The sequence below is a fragment of the Acidovorax sp. GW101-11A03 genome, from assembly GCF_059424825.1.
Window position 1 is genome coordinate 1 of the sequence record NZ_JBWKZU010000013.1, and the last position, 16507, is coordinate 16507.

14 protein-coding genes are annotated in these 16507 nt (G+C 66.6%); 9 read left to right on the forward strand and 5 right to left on the reverse strand.

Annotation, left to right across the window (positions count from 1 at the left end; translation table 11 throughout):
• The first annotated feature begins 221 nt into the window (after nt 1-221).
• Nucleotides 222-5093, forward strand: coding sequence for a PAS domain S-box protein (locus AC07Z7_RS07760; RefSeq protein WP_494765899.1), 4872 nt, complete (start codon nt 222-224; stop codon nt 5091-5093).
• Nucleotides 5094-5140: 47 nt separating this feature from the next.
• Nucleotides 5141-6271, forward strand: a complete 1131-nt coding sequence (locus AC07Z7_RS07765; RefSeq protein ID WP_494765900.1) for a response regulator — start codon at nt 5141-5143, stop codon at nt 6269-6271.
• A 201-nt stretch (nt 6272-6472) separates the two neighbouring features.
• Here AC07Z7_RS07765 and AC07Z7_RS07770 read toward each other — a convergent pair whose 3' ends face one another.
• The gene (locus AC07Z7_RS07770) at nt 6473-7429 is read right to left on the reverse strand and encodes an inositol monophosphatase family protein (protein ID WP_494765901.1); all 957 of its coding nucleotides are present in this window, start codon (nt 7427-7429) and stop codon (nt 6473-6475) included.
• A 175-nt stretch (nt 7430-7604) separates the two neighbouring features.
• On the opposite strand from AC07Z7_RS07770, the gene AC07Z7_RS07775 reads away from it, so the two are divergent.
• Nucleotides 7605-8408 carry an RNA methyltransferase gene (locus tag AC07Z7_RS07775; RefSeq protein WP_494765902.1) on the forward strand — a complete coding sequence of 268 codons (804 nt, stop codon included), beginning with the start codon at nt 7605-7607 and terminating at the stop codon, nt 8406-8408.
• A 36-nt stretch (nt 8409-8444) separates the two neighbouring features.
• Nucleotides 8445-9227 carry a serine O-acetyltransferase gene (cysE, locus tag AC07Z7_RS07780; RefSeq protein ID WP_494765903.1) on the forward strand — a complete coding sequence of 261 codons (783 nt, stop codon included), beginning with the start codon at nt 8445-8447 and terminating at the stop codon, nt 9225-9227.
• A 97-nt stretch (nt 9228-9324) separates the two neighbouring features.
• Here cysE and mog read toward each other — a convergent pair whose 3' ends face one another.
• Nucleotides 9325-9927 (reverse strand): molybdopterin adenylyltransferase, encoded by a 603-nt coding sequence (gene mog / locus AC07Z7_RS07785; protein WP_494765904.1) that lies wholly within the window; start codon nt 9925-9927, stop codon nt 9325-9327.
• The gene (yjgA, locus tag AC07Z7_RS07790) at nt 9920-10591 is read right to left on the reverse strand and encodes a ribosome biogenesis factor YjgA (RefSeq protein ID WP_252658520.1); all 672 of its coding nucleotides are present in this window, start codon (nt 10589-10591) and stop codon (nt 9920-9922) included. The genes mog and yjgA overlap by 8 nt, the downstream gene beginning before the upstream one ends.
• A 65-nt stretch (nt 10592-10656) precedes the next feature.
• Between yjgA and pmbA the strand changes: the two genes are divergently transcribed.
• Nucleotides 10657-12099, forward strand: a complete 1443-nt coding sequence (gene pmbA, locus AC07Z7_RS07795; RefSeq protein WP_494765905.1) for a metalloprotease PmbA — start codon at nt 10657-10659, stop codon at nt 12097-12099.
• A 100-nt stretch (nt 12100-12199) separates the two neighbouring features.
• Here pmbA and AC07Z7_RS07800 read toward each other — a convergent pair whose 3' ends face one another.
• Entirely contained in the window at nt 12200-12880 is a 681-nt protein-coding gene (locus AC07Z7_RS07800) for a TetR/AcrR family transcriptional regulator (protein ID WP_494765906.1), read from the reverse strand.
• 94 nt (nt 12881-12974) lie between these two features.
• Here AC07Z7_RS07800 and AC07Z7_RS07805 point away from each other — a divergent pair, with 94 nt between their 5' ends.
• From AC07Z7_RS07805 to AC07Z7_RS07820, 4 genes are all read left to right on the forward strand, one after another.
• Nucleotides 12975-13997 carry a saccharopine dehydrogenase NADP-binding domain-containing protein gene (locus AC07Z7_RS07805; protein WP_494765907.1) on the forward strand — a complete coding sequence of 341 codons (1023 nt, stop codon included), beginning with the start codon at nt 12975-12977 and terminating at the stop codon, nt 13995-13997.
• Nucleotides 13998-14085: 88 nt separating this feature from the next.
• On the forward strand, nt 14086-14622 hold the full coding sequence (locus AC07Z7_RS07810; RefSeq protein ID WP_494765908.1) for a helix-turn-helix domain-containing protein: 537 nt from the start codon (nt 14086-14088) through the stop codon (nt 14620-14622).
• A gap of 287 nt (nt 14623-14909) precedes the next feature.
• Complete coding sequence (locus AC07Z7_RS07815) at nt 14910-15335, forward strand: VOC family protein (protein WP_494765909.1); 426 nt, start codon at nt 14910-14912, stop codon at nt 15333-15335.
• Nucleotides 15332-15577 (forward strand): hypothetical protein, encoded by a 246-nt coding sequence (locus tag AC07Z7_RS07820; protein WP_494765910.1) that lies wholly within the window; start codon nt 15332-15334, stop codon nt 15575-15577. Before AC07Z7_RS07815 ends, AC07Z7_RS07820 begins: the two co-directional genes overlap by 4 nt.
• A 22-nt stretch (nt 15578-15599) precedes the next feature.
• Here AC07Z7_RS07820 and AC07Z7_RS07825 read toward each other — a convergent pair whose 3' ends face one another.
• On the reverse strand, nt 15600-16496 hold the full coding sequence (locus AC07Z7_RS07825) for a LysR family transcriptional regulator (protein ID WP_494765911.1): 897 nt from the start codon (nt 16494-16496) through the stop codon (nt 15600-15602).
• Nucleotides 16497-16507 lie beyond the last annotated feature (11 nt).

The window sequence follows — 16507 nt, forward strand, 5'->3', positions numbered from 1 at the left end:
TGGTGGCGGAGGGGGTGGAGACGACGGGGCAGCTGAGCTTTCTGAGGCTGCACGGGTGTGAGGGGTTCCAGGGGTATCTGTTTGGGCGGCCCGGGCCGGTGGGGGAAATGGATGTTTTCCTGCACCCACACCGCTGACGGGGCTGCGGCAAGTCAACGTGCGGTGGTCGCCACAGACGGCATGACCGAGCGCTGGTGTGTGTTGCACGTGAAGGCGTAGGCATGTTTTTTGACAAATTGCTGGACCGCGAGGCCCCCGGAATCCGTGGATTACTCCTGGTGCTGGCGGCCGCCCTGTTAGGGGCCGTGCTGGTGGTGCAAGGGGCTCTGCAGTGGCGGAGCACCGAGCGCGCGGCCGAGCGGTCGCGCCTGCTACAGCAGACGGCCGAGGCCCTGATGAGCCAGACCACGGGCGGCTCCATGCTGGGTGCGGTCTCGCTGCTGGGCCTGAGCGAACCCTTGCTCAAGGACATGGCCCTGGGCCATCTGCCCCCGGACAATCCCGACGCACTGGCGAAGTTGGCCGTGGCACGCGGGCGTTTTCTGGTCAACGGCGTCTATGTGATCTCGGCCGATGGCACGGTGGTGGCGCATGAGACGCCAGGCACCCGGTCCACGGGGCTCAACCTGGCGTTCCGGCCATATTTTCAGCAGGCCATCCGGGGGGCCGTCAGCGTGTACCCCGCCGTTGGCAGCAACACGCAGGAGCGGGGCCTGTACTACGCCGCACCGCTGTATGAAGGCGACACGCCGACCGGCTCCATCATCGGGGTGGTGATGTTCAAGCAGGGTTTCGAGCCGGTGGACCTGCTGCTCAAGCGGGCGGGGTTGCCCACGGTGCTGCTCTCGCCCCAGGGGGCTGTGTTTTCTTCCACGCGCCCCGAATGGCAGTTTGCCGTGGCCCCGCCGCTGACCCAGGCGCGCATTGACGCTCTGCGCGCATCGGGCCAGTTCGGGCAGTTCTTCGAGAAAGGCGTGGCCTCGGCCCTGCCGTTTGCTGCCGATGCGGGCGAGGTGGTGCTCAACGGCGTGGCCTATGCGGTGGCCCACCGCGCCATCCAATGGAACGACCCCGGGGGCCAGTGGCAACTGGTGATGCTCGACGACATCAGCACCCTGATGACCCCTGCCCAGCGGGTCCAGGTAGGGGCTGTCGCGTTTGTGGTCATCAGCCTGCTGGGCCTGCTGCTGCTGGACTTGCTGCGCAGCCGCGCACGGGTGGCGTCGGCGCTGGAGCGGTTCCGCGTGCTGGGCGCAGCGCTGGAGAGCAGCCCGGTCTCGGTGGTCATCACCGATGGCGAAGGCTACATCGACTGGGTCAACCCCCAGTTCGAGCGCAACACCGGCTACACGCTGGAGGAAGTGCGTGGCAAAAAGCCATCGCTGGTCTCCAGCGGCCAAACCCCGGCGCAGACCTACCAGGTCATGTGGTCCACGCTGCTGTCGGGGCAGTCGTGGCAGGGCCATTTTGTGAACCGGCGCAAGGACGGCAGTACCTACCACGACGAAGCCACGCTGTCGCCGGTGTTCGATGGCAAGGGGCGGCGCATCGGCATCGTGGGCCTGCACGAGGATGTGTCCGCGCGCATCGAGGCCCAGAAGGAGCTGGAGCGGCGCGAGCGCCTGCTCAACGAACTGCTGGAGCAGCAGACGGCCATCTTTGACAACGCTCCGCCCATCGTGCTGGTGTGCGATGGGCATTTCCGGCAGTTCAATCCGGCGTTTGTCGAACTCATGGGCGGCACGGCCTCGCAACTGCTGGGGCTTGGGGTGTCGGTGCTGTTTGGTGGTCCGGGCCACTCGGACCTGTTCACCGCCCGGGTGGCGCCCAGCCTGGCCTCTGGCCAGGCGCTGCGCGAGACGGCCACCTTGTTCCGCCTGGACGGCAGCCGCTTCGAGGCGCGGCTGGCAGGGCGCAGTCTCAAGATGGACGACTTCGGTGCCGCCTCCATCTGGGTGATCGAGGATGTGAGCGACCAGCGGCGGGCCGAGCTGGCCATCCAGCAGGCCAAGGAGCGCCTGGAGCTGGCCCAGGAGGCCGGAAAGATCGGCGTGTTCGACCTGAACCTGCTGACCGGCGAGATCCTGTGGTCCGACAAGCTCGCGCAGATGATGGGCCTGCCGCCTGGCACCCAGCCCGATGGCCGCGATTTCTGGCTCAACTGCCTGCACCCCGAGGACCGCGCGCAGGCGGCGGCCTATTTCGACAGCTGCCTGGCCGGAACCGAAGACCACTTGCGCGACTCCTGGCGCATCGTGCGCCCCGATGGCGAGGTGCGCTGGTTCCTGGAGGCCGCTCGCATCTTCCGCAACGGGCAGGGGCGGCCAGTGCGGGTGGTCGGGGTCAATGTGGACATCCACGACCAGAAGCTGCTCGAAGAGCAGGTGGCCGGGCAGCTGGACTTCCAGCAGGCCCTGATCGACGCCATCCCCGTGCCCTTGTTCTACAAGGGGGCCGACGGGCGCTATGTGGGCGTCAACCGTGCCTACGAGCAGGCCTTTGGTGTGGAGCGCGAAACCCTGGTGGGCAAGACCGTGATGGACCTGGAGTTCCTGCCCCACGCCTCGCGCGTGCTGTTCGAGCGCGACAACGCACTGGTCCTGGCGGGCGGGCAGTCGGTGCACCGCGAGGTGGATCTGCCCTATGCCGACGGCGAGATGCACCACACGCTGTTCTGGCTGCATGGGTTCCGGCGCGCAGACGGAAGCCCCGGCGGCACCATCGGCACGTTTGTGGACATCACCGACCGCCAGCGCGCCGAACAGGAGCTGCGCCGCGCCAAGGAGCTGGCCGAGGAGTCCACCGCGCTCAAATCCAACTTCCTGGCCAACATGAGCCACGAGATCCGCACGCCGATGAACGCCATCATCGGCATGTCGCACCTGGCGCTCAAGTCGGGCCTGAGCCCGCGCCAGCACGACTACGTGAGCAAGATCCAGCAGGCGGGCCAGCATCTGCTGGGCGTCATCAACGACATCCTGGACTTCTCCAAGATCGAGGCGGGCAAGCTGGTGGTGGAGCGCCAGCCGTTCCTGCTGGACCGCATGTTGGAGAGCGTGTCTGACGTGGTGGGCTACAAGGCGGGTGCCAAAGGGCTGGAGCTGGTCTGCGATGTGGCCAGCGACGTGCCGCCCAATCTTGTGGGGGATTCGCTGCGCCTGGGCCAGATCCTCATCAACTTCGCCAACAACGCCATCAAGTTCACCGAGTCGGGCGAGATCAGCATTGCCGTGCGGTTGCTGGCGTCGGCTGGCCAACAGGTGCGCCTGCGGTTTGAGGTGCGCGACACCGGCATTGGTCTGACGCAAGAGCAGATGGGGCGCCTGTTCCAGAGCTTCCAGCAGGCCGACACCTCCACCACCCGCCGCTACGGCGGCACCGGGCTGGGGCTGGCGATCTGCAAGAGCCTGGCCGAACTCATGGGCGGCGAGGTGGGGGTCGAGAGCGTGTTTGGGAAGGGGTCCACCTTCTGGGTGGCCCTGCCACTGGAGCGTGGTGCAGCGGCACGGGTGCTGCTGCCGCCACCCGACCTGCGCGGCAGCCGCGTGCTGGTGGTGGACGACAACCATACGGCGGCCACGGTGTTGTCCGACATGCTGCACGCCATGGGTTTTGAGGTCGAGCAGGCACACTCCGGCCTGGAAGCGCTGGACCGGCTGCGTGAATCCATGGCGCAGCACAAGCCGTTTGGGCTGTTGCTGCTCGATTGGCACATGCCCGGCATGGATGGTGTGGAGCTGGCGGGTCACATCCGCAGCCTGGGCATGCCCAAGGTGCCGCAGATGCTCATGGTCACCGCCTATGGCCGCGAGGACGTGATGCGCGCCGCGCGGGCCCAGGGCATCGAGACCGTGCTCATCAAGCCGGTCAACGCTTCGGTGCTGTTCGACACCCTCATGCAGCCGCTGGAGCATTCCACGGCCGCCGGGCGCCGCACCGCCGCCCCCGCACCGGCAGCCGATGAGCTGCCGCTGGAGATCCGGGGCGCCCAGGTGCTGCTGGTGGAAGACAACGAACTCAACCAGATGGTGGCCATGGAGCTGCTGCTGGACGCCGGGTTTACCGTGGACGTGGCCGAAAACGGCCAGATCGCCATCGACCGCATCGAGCGCAAGCACTACGACGCCGTGCTCATGGACATGCAGATGCCCGTCATGGATGGCGAAACCGCCACCCGGGCCCTGCGCAGCAACCCCCGGCATGCCCAGCTGCCGATCATTGCGATGACGGCGAACGCCATGGAGGCCGACCGCCAGCGCTGCTTTGCGGCGGGCATGAACGACCATGTGGCCAAGCCCATCGAACCCGCAGCCCTGTGGGCGGCCCTGGGCCGCTGGATACGGCCCCGCGCTGGCCTGGGGGCTGCCGCTGCCAAGGCCGGAGTGCCCTCCGGGCTCACGGGTGAAGACGCCGCCTTGCTGCCGTTGACGCGCAAGCCCGACGTGCCACCCCCATCCGTGCCGTTGCCCACCGTGGCCGGGCTCGATACGACCCTGGGCCTGCAGCGCGCACTGGGCAAGCCGGTGCTCTATGTTGAGCTGCTGCGCCGGTTTGCCGAGGGGCAGGCACCGGTGCTGGCCGAGCTGCAGCAGGCCCTGGCCGCCAACAACCTGGGCGTGGCCGAGCGCCTGGCCCACACACTGCGGTCGGTGGCCGCCAACATCGGGGCGCCTGCCGTGTCGGAGCGCGCCCAGGCGCTGGAGCATGCGCTGCGGTTTCGCCATGGCAACGAGGCCATCGTCCACGTGCTGGCCGAGCTGCGCGCGGCCCTGGTGCCGCTGCTCACTGGGCTGCAGGCGTGGGTGGTGGAGTCGGTGGTGGTGGCGGAGCCCGTGCCTGCTGTGCCGGAACCGGGCGAGGAGCTGGCGGCGGAGGCGGTAGCGCAGGCCGTGCAGCGCCTGCGCCATCTGCTGGAGCAGGATGACCCTGCAGCCACGGAATTTTTCCAACACAATGGTAAAACTCTGGGCGCGGCCTTGGGGGACGTTTTCAAGACCGTCGAGATGCACACCCTGAACTTTGATTTTGAGCTGGCCCTGGAGGCCATGGCAGCCGTGCCGGGTTCCGAATCCCTGGCGGCCCCACTCTCCTGAACGGCCCGCCAACGGCACCCTACAACGGCATTACAAGCAGGACACCCATGGACAACGCGCCCTTTGCCGCCCCCCAGGCGACACTCGTTGACAAGCCGATCGCCACGGTGCTGGTGGTGGACGACACGCCCGAGAACCTCACCTTGATGGGCAGCCTGCTGCGCGAGCACTACCTGGTGAAAGTGGCCAACCATGGTGAAAAGGCGATCAAGATCGCCCAGTCGGGCACACCACCCGACCTGATCCTGCTGGACATCATGATGCCCGAGGTGGATGGCTACGAAGTCTGCCGGCGCCTGAAGGCAGCGGCCGCCACGCGCGACATCCCAGTGATCTTTTTGACCGCGCGCTCCGACCCCGACGACGAACGCATGGGCCTGGCACTGGGCGCGGTGGACTACATCACCAAGCCCATCAGCCCGCCCATCCTGCTGGCACGCGTCAACACCCACCTGGCGCTCAAGGCCACGGCCGACTTTCTGCGCGACAAAAGCTCCTACCTGGAGCGCGAGGTGGCGATGCGCACCCTGGAGGTGCAGGCCATCCAGGACGTGACCATCATGGCCATGACCTCGCTGGCCGAGACGCGCGACAACGAAACCGGCAACCACATCCGCCGCACCCAGCTGTATGTGAAGACGCTTGCCGAGCGCTTGCGCCACCACCCGCGCTTCGAGCATGTGCTGAACGACCGCATGATCGAGCTGCTCTACAAGTCCGCCCCGCTGCACGACATTGGCAAGATCGGCATCCCCGACAGCATCCTGCTCAAGCCCGGCAAGCTCACGGTGGAAGAGTTTGAAGTGATGAAGACCCATACCACGCTGGGCCGCGACGCCATCGAAGAGGCCGAGCGGCGCCTGGGCATGCGCGTGGCGTTTTTGAGCGTGTCCAAGGAGATCGCTTACAGCCACCAGGAAAAGTGGGACGGTACGGGCTACCCGCAGGGGCTGGCGGGTGATGCGATCCCGGTGTCGGCACGCCTGATGGCCGTGGCCGATGTGTACGACGCGCTCATCAGCAAACGTGTGTACAAGCCCGCGTTTTCACACGATCAGGCCTGCAGCACCATCGTGCGTGGCAAGGGCACGCACTTTGACCCCGACATGGTGGACGCGTTTGTGGACATTGCGGAAGACTTCCGCAGCATTGCCCAGAAATACCCGGACCCGGCGTAGCGGACAACCCCCTGAGCGACTTCGTCGCTTCCCCCTTCTCTCGAATTGCTGCGCAATTCGGGAAGGGGGACGCAGCCAGCGCGGCGGGGCGGCCCTTGCGCGGCTGCCCTGGTGTGCGTCTCGCCCGCTGCACGGTCCAGCTACCAGACCTCACCAGGGGTCATCGTGCGTCGGCTTCACCGCTGTGCGCGATGGATGGATTTAGAACGGCGCGTCTTCGCCCTTGGCGGCGTCTGCTTGGGGAGCCACCGATTCAGCGGCGTCCGCAGCGCCTTCTGCCTCTGGGGTGTTCCCGGCTTCGGGTGCGTCTGCCGCAGCCGCCTGGCGCACAGCCGCCTTGTCGCCAGCGCTCGCAAACTTGCTGTATTTGCCCAGGATGGGCACCAGCTGGCCATAGATGCGCGGGCTGCCCGCCAGGCACTCGCGTTGCTCCAGGAAGTCGGCCTCGCCCGTGAAGTTGCCCACCAGGCCACCGGCCTCGGTCACCAGCAGCGAGCCTGCGGCCACGTCCCAGATCGACAGGCCGGTTTCAAAGAAGCCGTCGGTGAAGCCCGCAGCCACATAGGCCAGGTCCAGCGCGGCGGCGCCGGGGCGGCGCAGGCCGGCGGTGCGTTGCATCACGTCGGCCATCATGTTCAGGTAGCTCTTGAAGTTGTCGCCCGGGCGGAAGGGGAAACCGGTGGAGATCAGGCAGTCCTTGAGCTGGGTACGCTTGCTCACGCGGATACGGCGCTCGTTCAGGTAGGCGCCGCGGCCCTTGGTCGCGGTGAACAGGTCGTTGCGGGTGGGGTCGTACACCACGGCCTGCTCGACCTTGCCCTTCACGGCCAGCGCGATGCTAATGCAGTAGACGGGAAAGCCGTGGATGAAGTTGGTGGTGCCGTCCAGCGGGTCGATGATCCAGACAAATTCCGAATCCTTGGCGCCGTATTCCTTGCCCGACTCTTCGGCCAGGATGCCGTGGCCGGGGTAGGCCGTCAGCAGCGTCTCGATGATGATTTTTTCGGAGGCGTGGTCCACCTCGGTCACAAAGTCGTTGATCTGCTTTTGCGAGATCCGCACCGATTCCACGTCCAGGGCCGCGCGGTTGATGATGGCGCCGGCGGCGCGTGCAGCCTTGATGGCCACGTTGAGCATGGGGTGCAGATTGGACGACATAGATTGTGGTGGTTGGCAGCGCACGGCCGGGGCGGCGCGGGCGTCTGCGTACAGGATGAGCGGGGAGGTCAGACCCGTCCCGGCGATGCGGGCGGCGACAATAGAGGGCGGGATTTTACCCGCAGTGCCCTTTTTTGCCTAACCGGCCGCTTTTCCCCTCTCGCCCCGCCCGCCCATGAAGACCCGTTTTGTCCTGATCAACACCAGCCATGCCGGCAATGTGGGCGCCGCCGCCCGCGCCATGAAAACCATGGGTTTCGACGACCTGGTGCTGGTGGCGCCCCGCTGGGCCAACGTGCTCAGGCGCGAGGAAACCATCCAGCGCGCCAGTGGCGCCCTGGATGTGCTGAACAACGCGCGCATCGTGGACACGCTGGACGAGGCCCTGGACGGGATGAGCCACCTGTGCGCCACGGCCATGACGCCACGCGACTTCGGTCCGCCCACGGCTGCGCCGCGTGCCCACTTTGAAATGCTATTGAATCAGGAGCTATCAAGGAAGAATGGATGCGCGCAAGAGGCCCAAAATACTTCAAATTCAGAGGCCTCTGAGCCCGGAGCCGCCCGTCAGGCGGGCGTGGCCTTTCTGTTTGGTTCCGAGCGCTTTGGCATGACCAACGAGGATGTCTACCGCTGCCATGTGGCGCTGTCGATTCCCACCAATCCCGGCTTCGGTTCGCTCAACCTGGGCGCGGCCATCCAGGTGATTGCCTACGAATGGCGCCAGGCGCTGGGCGGGTTTGCGGTGCAGGACGCCACGCCTGCCCGCGCGCTGGCCGATGCCGCGCAGGTGGCGGGCATGCTGGGCCACTGGGAGCAGGCGCTCACCTCCATCGGTTTTCTGGACCCGGCCGCGCCCAAGAAGCTCATGCCCCGCCTTAACCAGCTTTTCAACCGCGCGCAGCTCAGCCCCGAGGAAATCCACATCTTGAGAGGTGTCGCCAAAGCCATGATCGAGACGGCGCAGGCGAAACGATAGACTGTGCAGCCCATAAACACATAACCAAAAGAACCGATGTTTGCCCGCCTGCGTTCCGATATTCAGTGCATCCTCGACCGCGATCCTGCCGCGCGCAGCACGTGGGAGGTGATCACCTGTTATCCGGGCCTGCACGCGATCTGGCTGCACCGCCCCGCGCACTGGTGCTGGAACAACGGCCTCAAATGGCCCGGCCGCTTCATCTCCAATTTCTCGCGCTGGCTTACCGGCATCGAGATCCACCCTGGCGCCAAGATCGGCGAGCGCGTGTTCTTCGACCATGCCATGGGCGTGGTCGTGGGCGAGACTGCCGAGATCGGCGACGGTTGCACCATCTACCAGGGCGTGACCCTGGGCGGCACCTCGCTGTACAAGGGCGCCAAGCGCCACCCCACGCTGGGCAAGGATGTGGTGGTGAGCGCGGGCGCCAAGGTGCTGGGCGGCTTTGAAGTGGGTGACGGCGCCAAGATCGGCAGCAACGCCGTGGTCATCAAGCCCGTGCCCGCGGGCGCCACGGCGGTGGGCATCCCGGCGCGGATCATTCCGTCGAAGGCGGGGCAGAGCGCTGATGTGACCGAGCCGCAGCAGGCGCGCAAGTTCACGGCCTATGGCATCACGCAGGAGGACGATCCGCTCTCGCAGGCCATGCGCGGGCTGATCGACAACGCCTCATCGCAAGAGCACCAGATCGCGCTGTTGTGGCAGGCCATCGAAAAGCTCTCGGCAGCCAACCAGCAGGCCAAGGACTGCGTGCCCTGCGACGCGGCGCTCAAGGAGCAGTTCGAGGCGGGCAAGCTCAACGAGCTGGTGGGCAAGTAGGCAGCCCGGTCCGCTGAATTGTTCTGCTCCTGAAAATATAGCTGCTATCGCTTGATGGACGGGCGGTAGCAGCTATTTTTCTTTGAATGATCTCTGGTCAGGCCGTGCGCGGTGCGCGAATGGCTGTCTTGGGCCGGAACGCTTTGCACACCTCGTCGCGCGTCTCCAGATACGGCCCGCCGATCAGGTCGATGCAGTACGGCACGGCGGCAAAGATGCCCGGCACGATCTGCTGTCCGTCCGCATCCTTCAGCCCCTCCAGTGTCTCGGCAATCGCCTTGGGCTGGCCCGGCAGGTTGATGATCAGGCTTTGCCCACGGACCACGGCGACCTGGCGCGAGAGGATGGCGGTGGGCACGAACTTCAGGCTGATCTGGCGCATCTGCTCGCCAAAGCCCGGCATCTCCTTGTGCGCCACGGCCAGTGTGGCCTCGGGCGTCACGTCGCGCAGCGCAGGGCCGGTGCCGCCGGTGGTGAGTACCAAGGCGCAACCGGCGTCCACCAGCTCGATCAGCGTGGCGCTGATGCCGGCCTGTTCGTCAGGGATGAGGCGCGGCTCGAAGGTGATGGGATTGTGCAGCGCGTGTGTGAGCCAGTCCTGCAGCGCAGGCAGGCCCTTGTCCTCATAGACGCCGGTGCTGGCGCGGTCGCTGATGGAGACGATGCCGATCTTGACGGCGTCGTGGATGGCTTCACTCATCGTCGTTGTCCTCATCGGTGTCGCTGGCATCTGCCATGCCCGTGCCACCCAGGTGCTCGCGCACCAGCTGGAACAGTTCGCGGTATGCGCGGCCCTTGCGCGGGGCCAGACCTTGCGAGACCTGGACATTGGCCTCCTTGCCCGCAGGTTGGGCGTCCTTGCGGGCCTGGCGGATCAGCGCGCGCAGCTGCTGCGTGTCGGTGGTGGGGTGCTCGGCCATCCAGGCGGCCAGCGTGTCGTCGTCGGCAATCAGCCGGTCGCGCCATTGTTCGGCCAGGTGCAGCTGCAGCTTTTCGGTGGCAGAGCCCTTGTGTTGCTCTTCCAGGGCCTGGCGGGCGGCGTCCACCAGTTCGGGCTCCAGCTTGCGCATGAGCTTGCCCACGTACTGCATCTGGCGGCGCTTGCCTTCAAAGTTGGTGATGCGCTTGGCCTCGGCCAGCGCTTCCACCAGTTTGTCGGGCAGGCCCACGGCGTCGAACAGGTCGGCGCGCAGGGTCAGCAACTCCTTGCCCAGGTCTTGCAGTTCATCGCTCTCGCGTTTGAGATCGGTGCGGCTGGCATCGGGCGTGCCTTTGAGTTCGGCCTTGAGTTGAATGTCCAGTTCGCTGCCTTCGGCAACAAAATGGCCCTTCACAAAGTAGCCTTTTTTGGGTTTGCGTGACATGGGGTGGGGGCAAAGAGAGAGGTGGCAGCGAGTGCGCCAAAGTGGCAAGTATCATAGCCGCCGCTATGAATAAACCCTCCAAACGCGCCCCGCGCACCCCCGGCGCGCTGGCTGCTGCGCCCGCAGCAGCCACCTCCCCCACCCCCGACAGCGGCTTCAGCTACAGCCGCCCGTTTTTTGAAGAGCTGGTGGACCGCGCCCTGGCGCATGCCAAGAAGCTGGGCGCCACCGACGCTGGCGCCGAGGCGTCTGAAGGCTGCGGCCTGTCGGTCAGCGTGCGCAAGGGCGAGCTGGAGAACGTGGAGCGCAACCGCGACAAATCGCTGGGCGTGACGGTGTACCTTGGCAAACGCCGTGGCAATGCCAGCACTTCCGATTTCTCGAACAAGGCCATCGAGCAGACCGTGCAGGCAGCCTACGACATCGCCCGTTTCACGGCCGAAGATCCCATGGCAGGCCTGCCGGACGCCGATGACATCGCCCCGGCCGACACGCACCGTGACCTGGACCTGTTCCACCCCTGGGCCATCACCAGCGAAGAAGCGGCCGAGATGGCCAAGGCCTGCGAAGCCGCTGCGTTCAAGACACACCGCCGCATCACCAACAGCGAAGGTGCTGGCGTGTCCGCCCAGCAAAGCCATTTCTTCAGCGCCCACACGCGCGGCTTTCGCGGTGGTTATGCCAGTTCGCGCCACAGCTTCTCGGTGGCACCTATTGCGTCCCTGCCCGGCAAGAACGGCGAGATGCAGCGCGATGCCTGGTACAGCTCCATGCGCAATGCCGCCGAACTGGCATCGCCCGAGGCCGTGGGCCGCTACGCCGCGCAGCGAGCGCTGAGCCGCCTGGGCAGCCGCAAGATCCCCACCACGCAATGCCCCGTGCTGTTCGAATCGACCTTGGCCGCAGGCCTGCTGGGAGGGTTTGTGCAGGCCGTGAGTGGCGGCGCGCTCTACCGCAAGAGCAGTTTCTTGCTCGACTCGCTGGGCAAAATGGTCTTCCCCAAGCACATCGACATCCTCGAAGACCCCTTCATCCTGGGTGGCAAGGGCAGCTCGCCGTTTGACGAAGAAGGCGTGCGCGTGGCACCGCGCAAGGTGGTTAAGGGCGGGCGGGTGGAGGGCTACTTCCTGTCGAGCTACTCGGCGCGCAAGCTAGGCATGAAGACCACGGGCAACGCCGGGGGCTCCCACAACCTGGTGATGACCTCGCGCCTCACCCAGGCCAGCGACAACCTGGACGCCATGCTGCAAAAGCTGGGCACGGGTCTGTTTGTGGTGGAGCTGATGGGCCAGGGCGTGAATTACGTGACGGGCGACTATTCGCGCGGCGCGAGCGGGTTCTGGGTGGAGAACGGCAAGATCGCCTTCCCCGTGCACGAGATCACCATCGCGGGCAATCTGAAGGACATGCTCAAGGGCATTGAGGCCGTGGGCGCGGATGCCTACAACTACGGCGCCAAGACGGTAGGTTCGATTCTGGTGAACCGGATGAAGGTCGCAGGCAGCTGATGCCTGGTTCGCAGCGCAGCCGCCGCAAAGTGCCGCGCTGATGCAAGTAGGCCCTCGCGAAAAACGAGGGCCTTTTTTTTGTTTTTGAGCAGTTGTTGCGCTACGTATTACCTGCCCGCGCACCCGCCAGCAAGGCCTGCACCGCGGCCTGCAGCACAGGTGTTGCCTCCTCGCCGCTGAGCAGGCCTGAACTCACAAAAGCCCCATTGATGAGCACAGCCAGCTGGGCCGCCAGGGCCTCGGGCCGGGGCACGCCCAGCCGCTGGGCAATGCCGTGCAGGCGGCCGCGCAGCGTCACCATGTGCTGCCGGGCCACCAAGCGGGCAGGGTGGTCCTGCTCGGCAAATTCGGCCGCCACGTTGATCTGCGGGCAGCCCCGGTAGTTGGAGCGGCCTAGCCGCTCGCCGATCCACTGCATATGGGCCTGCAGCTCGCCTGCGGGGTCCTCGGCATGCTGCGCCGCCACCGCATCCCACAGGCCCCAGAACTCCACGTCCTCACGCTCCAGAAACGCCACGATGAGGTCGTCCTTGGTGGGGAAGTAGCGGTACAGGCTGGTCTTGGCCACGGCCGCTTCGGCCACCACCAGGTCCACCCCCACGGCTCGCACGCCGCGTTGGTAGAACAGGCTCGATGCTGTGTCGAGGATGCGCTCGCGCACGTCCTGCACGGGCTCGCTGGAGGCCTTCGCTGCGCGCCGTGACGTGGGCCGTGATTCGGGTTTGGGGCGGGCGCCTGGCGCGGTTGTCGGGAGGGGATGGGAAAAAGAATGTGCAGCCATGCTTGACATGATACAGACCTGTCTGTAATCTTCAAACAACAGACAGGTCTGTATCGTCAATTTTTCCCTCCACTTCTTTCCCGAAAGGTTCTCCATGACATCCTCTGTTTCTTCCATCGCGGTGTACGGTGCCAGCGGCCATACCGGCCAGTTTGTGGTGCAGGAGGCCTTGCGCCGTGGCCTGCGCGTGGTGGCCGTGGGGCGCAATGCCACCCGGCTGGCTGCGCTGTTTCCCTCGGGGGTGGAGTGCCGCGTGGCGGCGCTGGACGACCCGGCGGCGCTGGTGCAGGCCTTTGCCGGTTGTGGCGTGGTCATCCACTGCGCGGGGCCCTTCATGGACACGGCCACCCCGGTGGCGGAGGCCGCGCTGCAGGCGGGCGCCCACTACATCGACGTGACCGCCGAGCAGCCCAGCGCCCAGGCCACCTTTGCCGATCTACAGGCGCCCGCCGTGGCTGCCGGGCGCGCGGTGGTCCCCGCTGCCGGGTTTTATGGCGGCCTGGCCGACCTGCTGGCCAGCGCGCTCGCCGCGCCCGGACCCATCGACGAGATCACCGTCGCCATGGGGCTGGACCGCTGGTGGCCCACCGAAGGCACGCGCCTGACGGGCGAGCGCAACAAGGCGCAGCGCCAGGTGGTGCAGGGCGGGCGTCTGGTGCCGCTGGTGCCCGCCGCCGACGTGCCCGACTGGACTTTTGCCGCGCCCCTGGCGACCTATGCCATGGTCGAGTTGCCGTTCAGCGAAACCATCACCCTGGCCCGCCACCTGCAGGCCGACACCATCCGCTCGCTCATCAACCGCTCGGCCCTGGCCGACATCCGCGATGCAAGTACCCCACCCCCCACGGCGGTGGATGGCAGCGGCCGGTCGGCCCAGCGTTTTGAGCTGGTGGTGCGGCTGGTGCAAAACGGCGTGGTGCGGACGGCCGGTGTGCGCGGCCAGGACATCTATGCTGTCACGGCGCCCCTGGTGCTGGAGGCCGCGCAGCGCCTGATGGCCCCGACGTACCAGCGCAGCGGTGCGCTGGCCTTGGGCGAGGCGGTGGACCCTGCCGATACGCTGCGGGCGCTGAATGGTCAGGCGCTCGAAGTCTTTGGCGATGTGCAAGTAGCCTGAAAAGCGACCCCGAGTGTGCGTGCCAGCCGCGATCCATGCCCGGGACAGTCGGGCGGGTCGCCAGAACCCAAGGCGATATGCTTCGCGCATGCCCTTTGAGCACCCGCACCCATTGCCCTCCAGCGCGCCCTCTGCGCCATCGAAGCAGACATCGGGTGCGGCCATTGCGCCGCAAGACCCGGCCTTGCTGCGCCGCCTGCTGCGCGCCAAGGACCGCATGGACGCCGCATCGCACGAGGCCTGGCCTGTGCAGCGGCTGGCCGAGGTCAGCGGCGTGTCGGAGGCGCACTTCGCCCGCTCGTTCCGGCAGGCGTTTGGCATTCCGCCCCACCGCTACCTGCTGACCCGCCGCATCGAGCAGGCCACCACGCTGCTGCGCGACACGGAGCTGCACATCACCGAGATTGCATTTGCCACCGGCTGGGAGAGCCTGGGGACCTTCGGGCGCATCTTTCGCGACATCACGGGGAAGAGCCCCAGTGCGGTGCGCAGGGAGGCCCAGGCCAATGCCACGCCACTGGACCGGGTGCCCGCCTGTGTCTTGAAGGCCGCGCAACGTCCCGACCTCACCACAGCAGTTTTGGAGAAGCGCCGCCGCCTGGCGGAAGGTACAAATCGGTCCTAGAGCCTGTTCAAGGTCTTTTTGGAGTCGCACAAGTACCTTGCCGGGATGGGATGCAAGGCGCGGTGGGCAGCCAATAGCGCGGCTATTGGCAAGCGCTGCAACGCCGCAGACAGCCCGGCAAGGCACTTGCCCGAAGGGTTGGAGTGAAATCGGGCGATTGGAAGCCCCGGCTGCTTGCATGGGCACGAGCCCATGCGGCGCATCCGAAGCATCCACTCCTCCCGATTGCACTCCAATGCGATCTCCAAAAAGACCTTAAACAGGCTCTTAGCAACCAAGGAGATCTGATGACGAAGAACCAAGGCATTGGTGTGGTGGGTGTGTATGTGGACGACCAGGACGAGGCGCTCGCGTTCTATGTGGGCAAGCTCGGGTTTCAGGTGCACACGGACGTGCGCAACGGCCCCTACCGCTGGCTGACAGTGCAGCACCCCGATCAGCCGGACTTTCAGCTGGGGCTGTTCACACCCGGCCCGCCCATCCACGACGAGGCCACGGCGCAGATGCTGCGCGCCATGGTCGCCAAGGGCGCCATGCCGCCGCTGGTGCTGCATGTGGCAGATTGCCGCGCTGCGTATGCCCGGCTGCGCGACCAGGGTGTGGAGTTCACGCAGGAGCCCGTGGACCGGTACGGCAATGTGGATGCGGGTTTTCGGGACCCGGCGGGCAATGGCTGGAAGATGATCCAGCTCGCCGCCGGAGGTGCGCAATGAGCGCCGGTGTGGGCATTCGGCGGTTTCACCGCTGGGTGTCGATGGCGTTCACGCTGACTGTCATCGCCAATTTCGTGGCTCGGGGGATGGGTTCGGGCAACCCGCCCGACTGGGTGACCTATGCACCCCTGCCGCCGCTGGCGCTGCTGCTGTGGACAGGGCTGTACCTGTTTTTGCAGCCCTATTTTCGGCGGCCTGCGGCGCGGCGTGCCCCAGGCGCTCCGGTCTTGCCACCCGTGTGATGGCAGGCGGCAAGCCCAGCTGTTACTCCCCACAGTCCGCAAACTCGGCCAGCAGTTGCAGCACGCCCTCCACCGCAGGTGAGGGCGGTGGCTGGTGGCGGTGCGCCACAGCCATGGGGCGCATGAGGAGGGGCTGCAGAGGGCGGATCTGCACGCCAGGCGTGCCCTGCAGGTCCTCCACCTCCTCCATCGGCAGCAGCGCGGCGCACTGGCTGGCCACGGCCAGGCTCTTGAGCGCGCCGGGGTAGCTCAGCGCCAGAAAGGGGCGTGGGTGGTGGCCCGCCTGGCCAAACCAGTTGGCAATCAGCCCGTGCATTTGCGTGGCGGGCGCAAACGACGCCCAGCGGCGAGTGGCCAGCCAGTCGGGGGTTGCGAACGCGGGCGCGTCCCAGGCCGCAGGCAGCAACGCCACCATGGGGTCGTTGCGCCAAGGGGTCTGGCGTACCTCGGCCAAAGGCGGCTGGGGGCTGGCGATGATGCCAATGTCCAGCGTGCCTGCCTTGAGCCGCTGCATGGACTCGGCCGATCCGACGGCCTCCAGCCGGATCTCCACACCGGGGCAGCGCACCGCCAGCGCCTCCAGCATGCGCGGCAGCAGGCGCGTGCTCACGCCTGCCGACACCCCCACACGCACGATGCCCTCGCGCCCCGAGGCGCGGCGGCGCACGCGCTCCATCAGGTCGTCGCAGGCAAGCAGCAGCTGGCGCCCCTCTTGCACCAACACTTCGCCGGCCGGGGTCAGCTCGGCCTGCCGTCGGCCCCGCACCACCAGGTCGGCCTGCAGGCGCGATTCCAGCTCCTTGATGTGCAGGCTGACGGTAGGCGGCGCCAGGTGCAGCGCCTGCGCGGCCGCCGCAAAGTTGCCGAGGTCGGCGATGGCAATCAGCGTCTGCAGGTGGTCCAGGTTGAAGTTACGCATCAGTTTTTATG

Bases quoted from the DNA above. Each gene is read 5' to 3' on its own strand.
- AC07Z7_RS07775 (WP_494765902.1), top strand. From the start codon at position 7,605: ATGAAGACCCGTTTTGTCCTGATCAACACCAGCCATGCCGGCAATGTG.
- AC07Z7_RS07800 (WP_494765906.1), bottom strand. From the start codon at position 12,880: ATGGCTGCACATTCTTTTTCCCATCCCCTCCCGACAACCGCGCCAGGC.
- AC07Z7_RS07825 (WP_494765911.1), bottom strand. From the start codon at position 16,496: ATGCGTAACTTCAACCTGGACCACCTGCAGACGCTGATTGCCATCGCC.
- AC07Z7_RS07815 (WP_494765909.1), top strand. From the start codon at position 14,910: ATGACGAAGAACCAAGGCATTGGTGTGGTGGGTGTGTATGTGGACGAC.
- cysE (WP_494765903.1), top strand. From the start codon at position 8,445: ATGTTTGCCCGCCTGCGTTCCGATATTCAGTGCATCCTCGACCGCGAT.
- AC07Z7_RS07770 (WP_494765901.1), bottom strand. From the start codon at position 7,429: ATGTCGTCCAATCTGCACCCCATGCTCAACGTGGCCATCAAGGCTGCA.
- AC07Z7_RS07810 (WP_494765908.1), top strand. From the start codon at position 14,086: ATGCCCTTTGAGCACCCGCACCCATTGCCCTCCAGCGCGCCCTCTGCG.
- AC07Z7_RS07760 (WP_494765899.1), top strand. From the start codon at position 222: ATGTTTTTTGACAAATTGCTGGACCGCGAGGCCCCCGGAATCCGTGGA.
- AC07Z7_RS07805 (WP_494765907.1), top strand. From the start codon at position 12,975: ATGACATCCTCTGTTTCTTCCATCGCGGTGTACGGTGCCAGCGGCCAT.
- AC07Z7_RS07820 (WP_494765910.1), top strand. From the start codon at position 15,332: ATGAGCGCCGGTGTGGGCATTCGGCGGTTTCACCGCTGGGTGTCGATG.
- yjgA (WP_252658520.1), bottom strand. From the start codon at position 10,591: ATGTCACGCAAACCCAAAAAAGGCTACTTTGTGAAGGGCCATTTTGTT.
- mog (WP_494765904.1), bottom strand. From the start codon at position 9,927: ATGAGTGAAGCCATCCACGACGCCGTCAAGATCGGCATCGTCTCCATC.
- pmbA (WP_494765905.1), top strand. From the start codon at position 10,657: ATGAATAAACCCTCCAAACGCGCCCCGCGCACCCCCGGCGCGCTGGCT.
- AC07Z7_RS07765 (WP_494765900.1), top strand. From the start codon at position 5,141: ATGGACAACGCGCCCTTTGCCGCCCCCCAGGCGACACTCGTTGACAAG.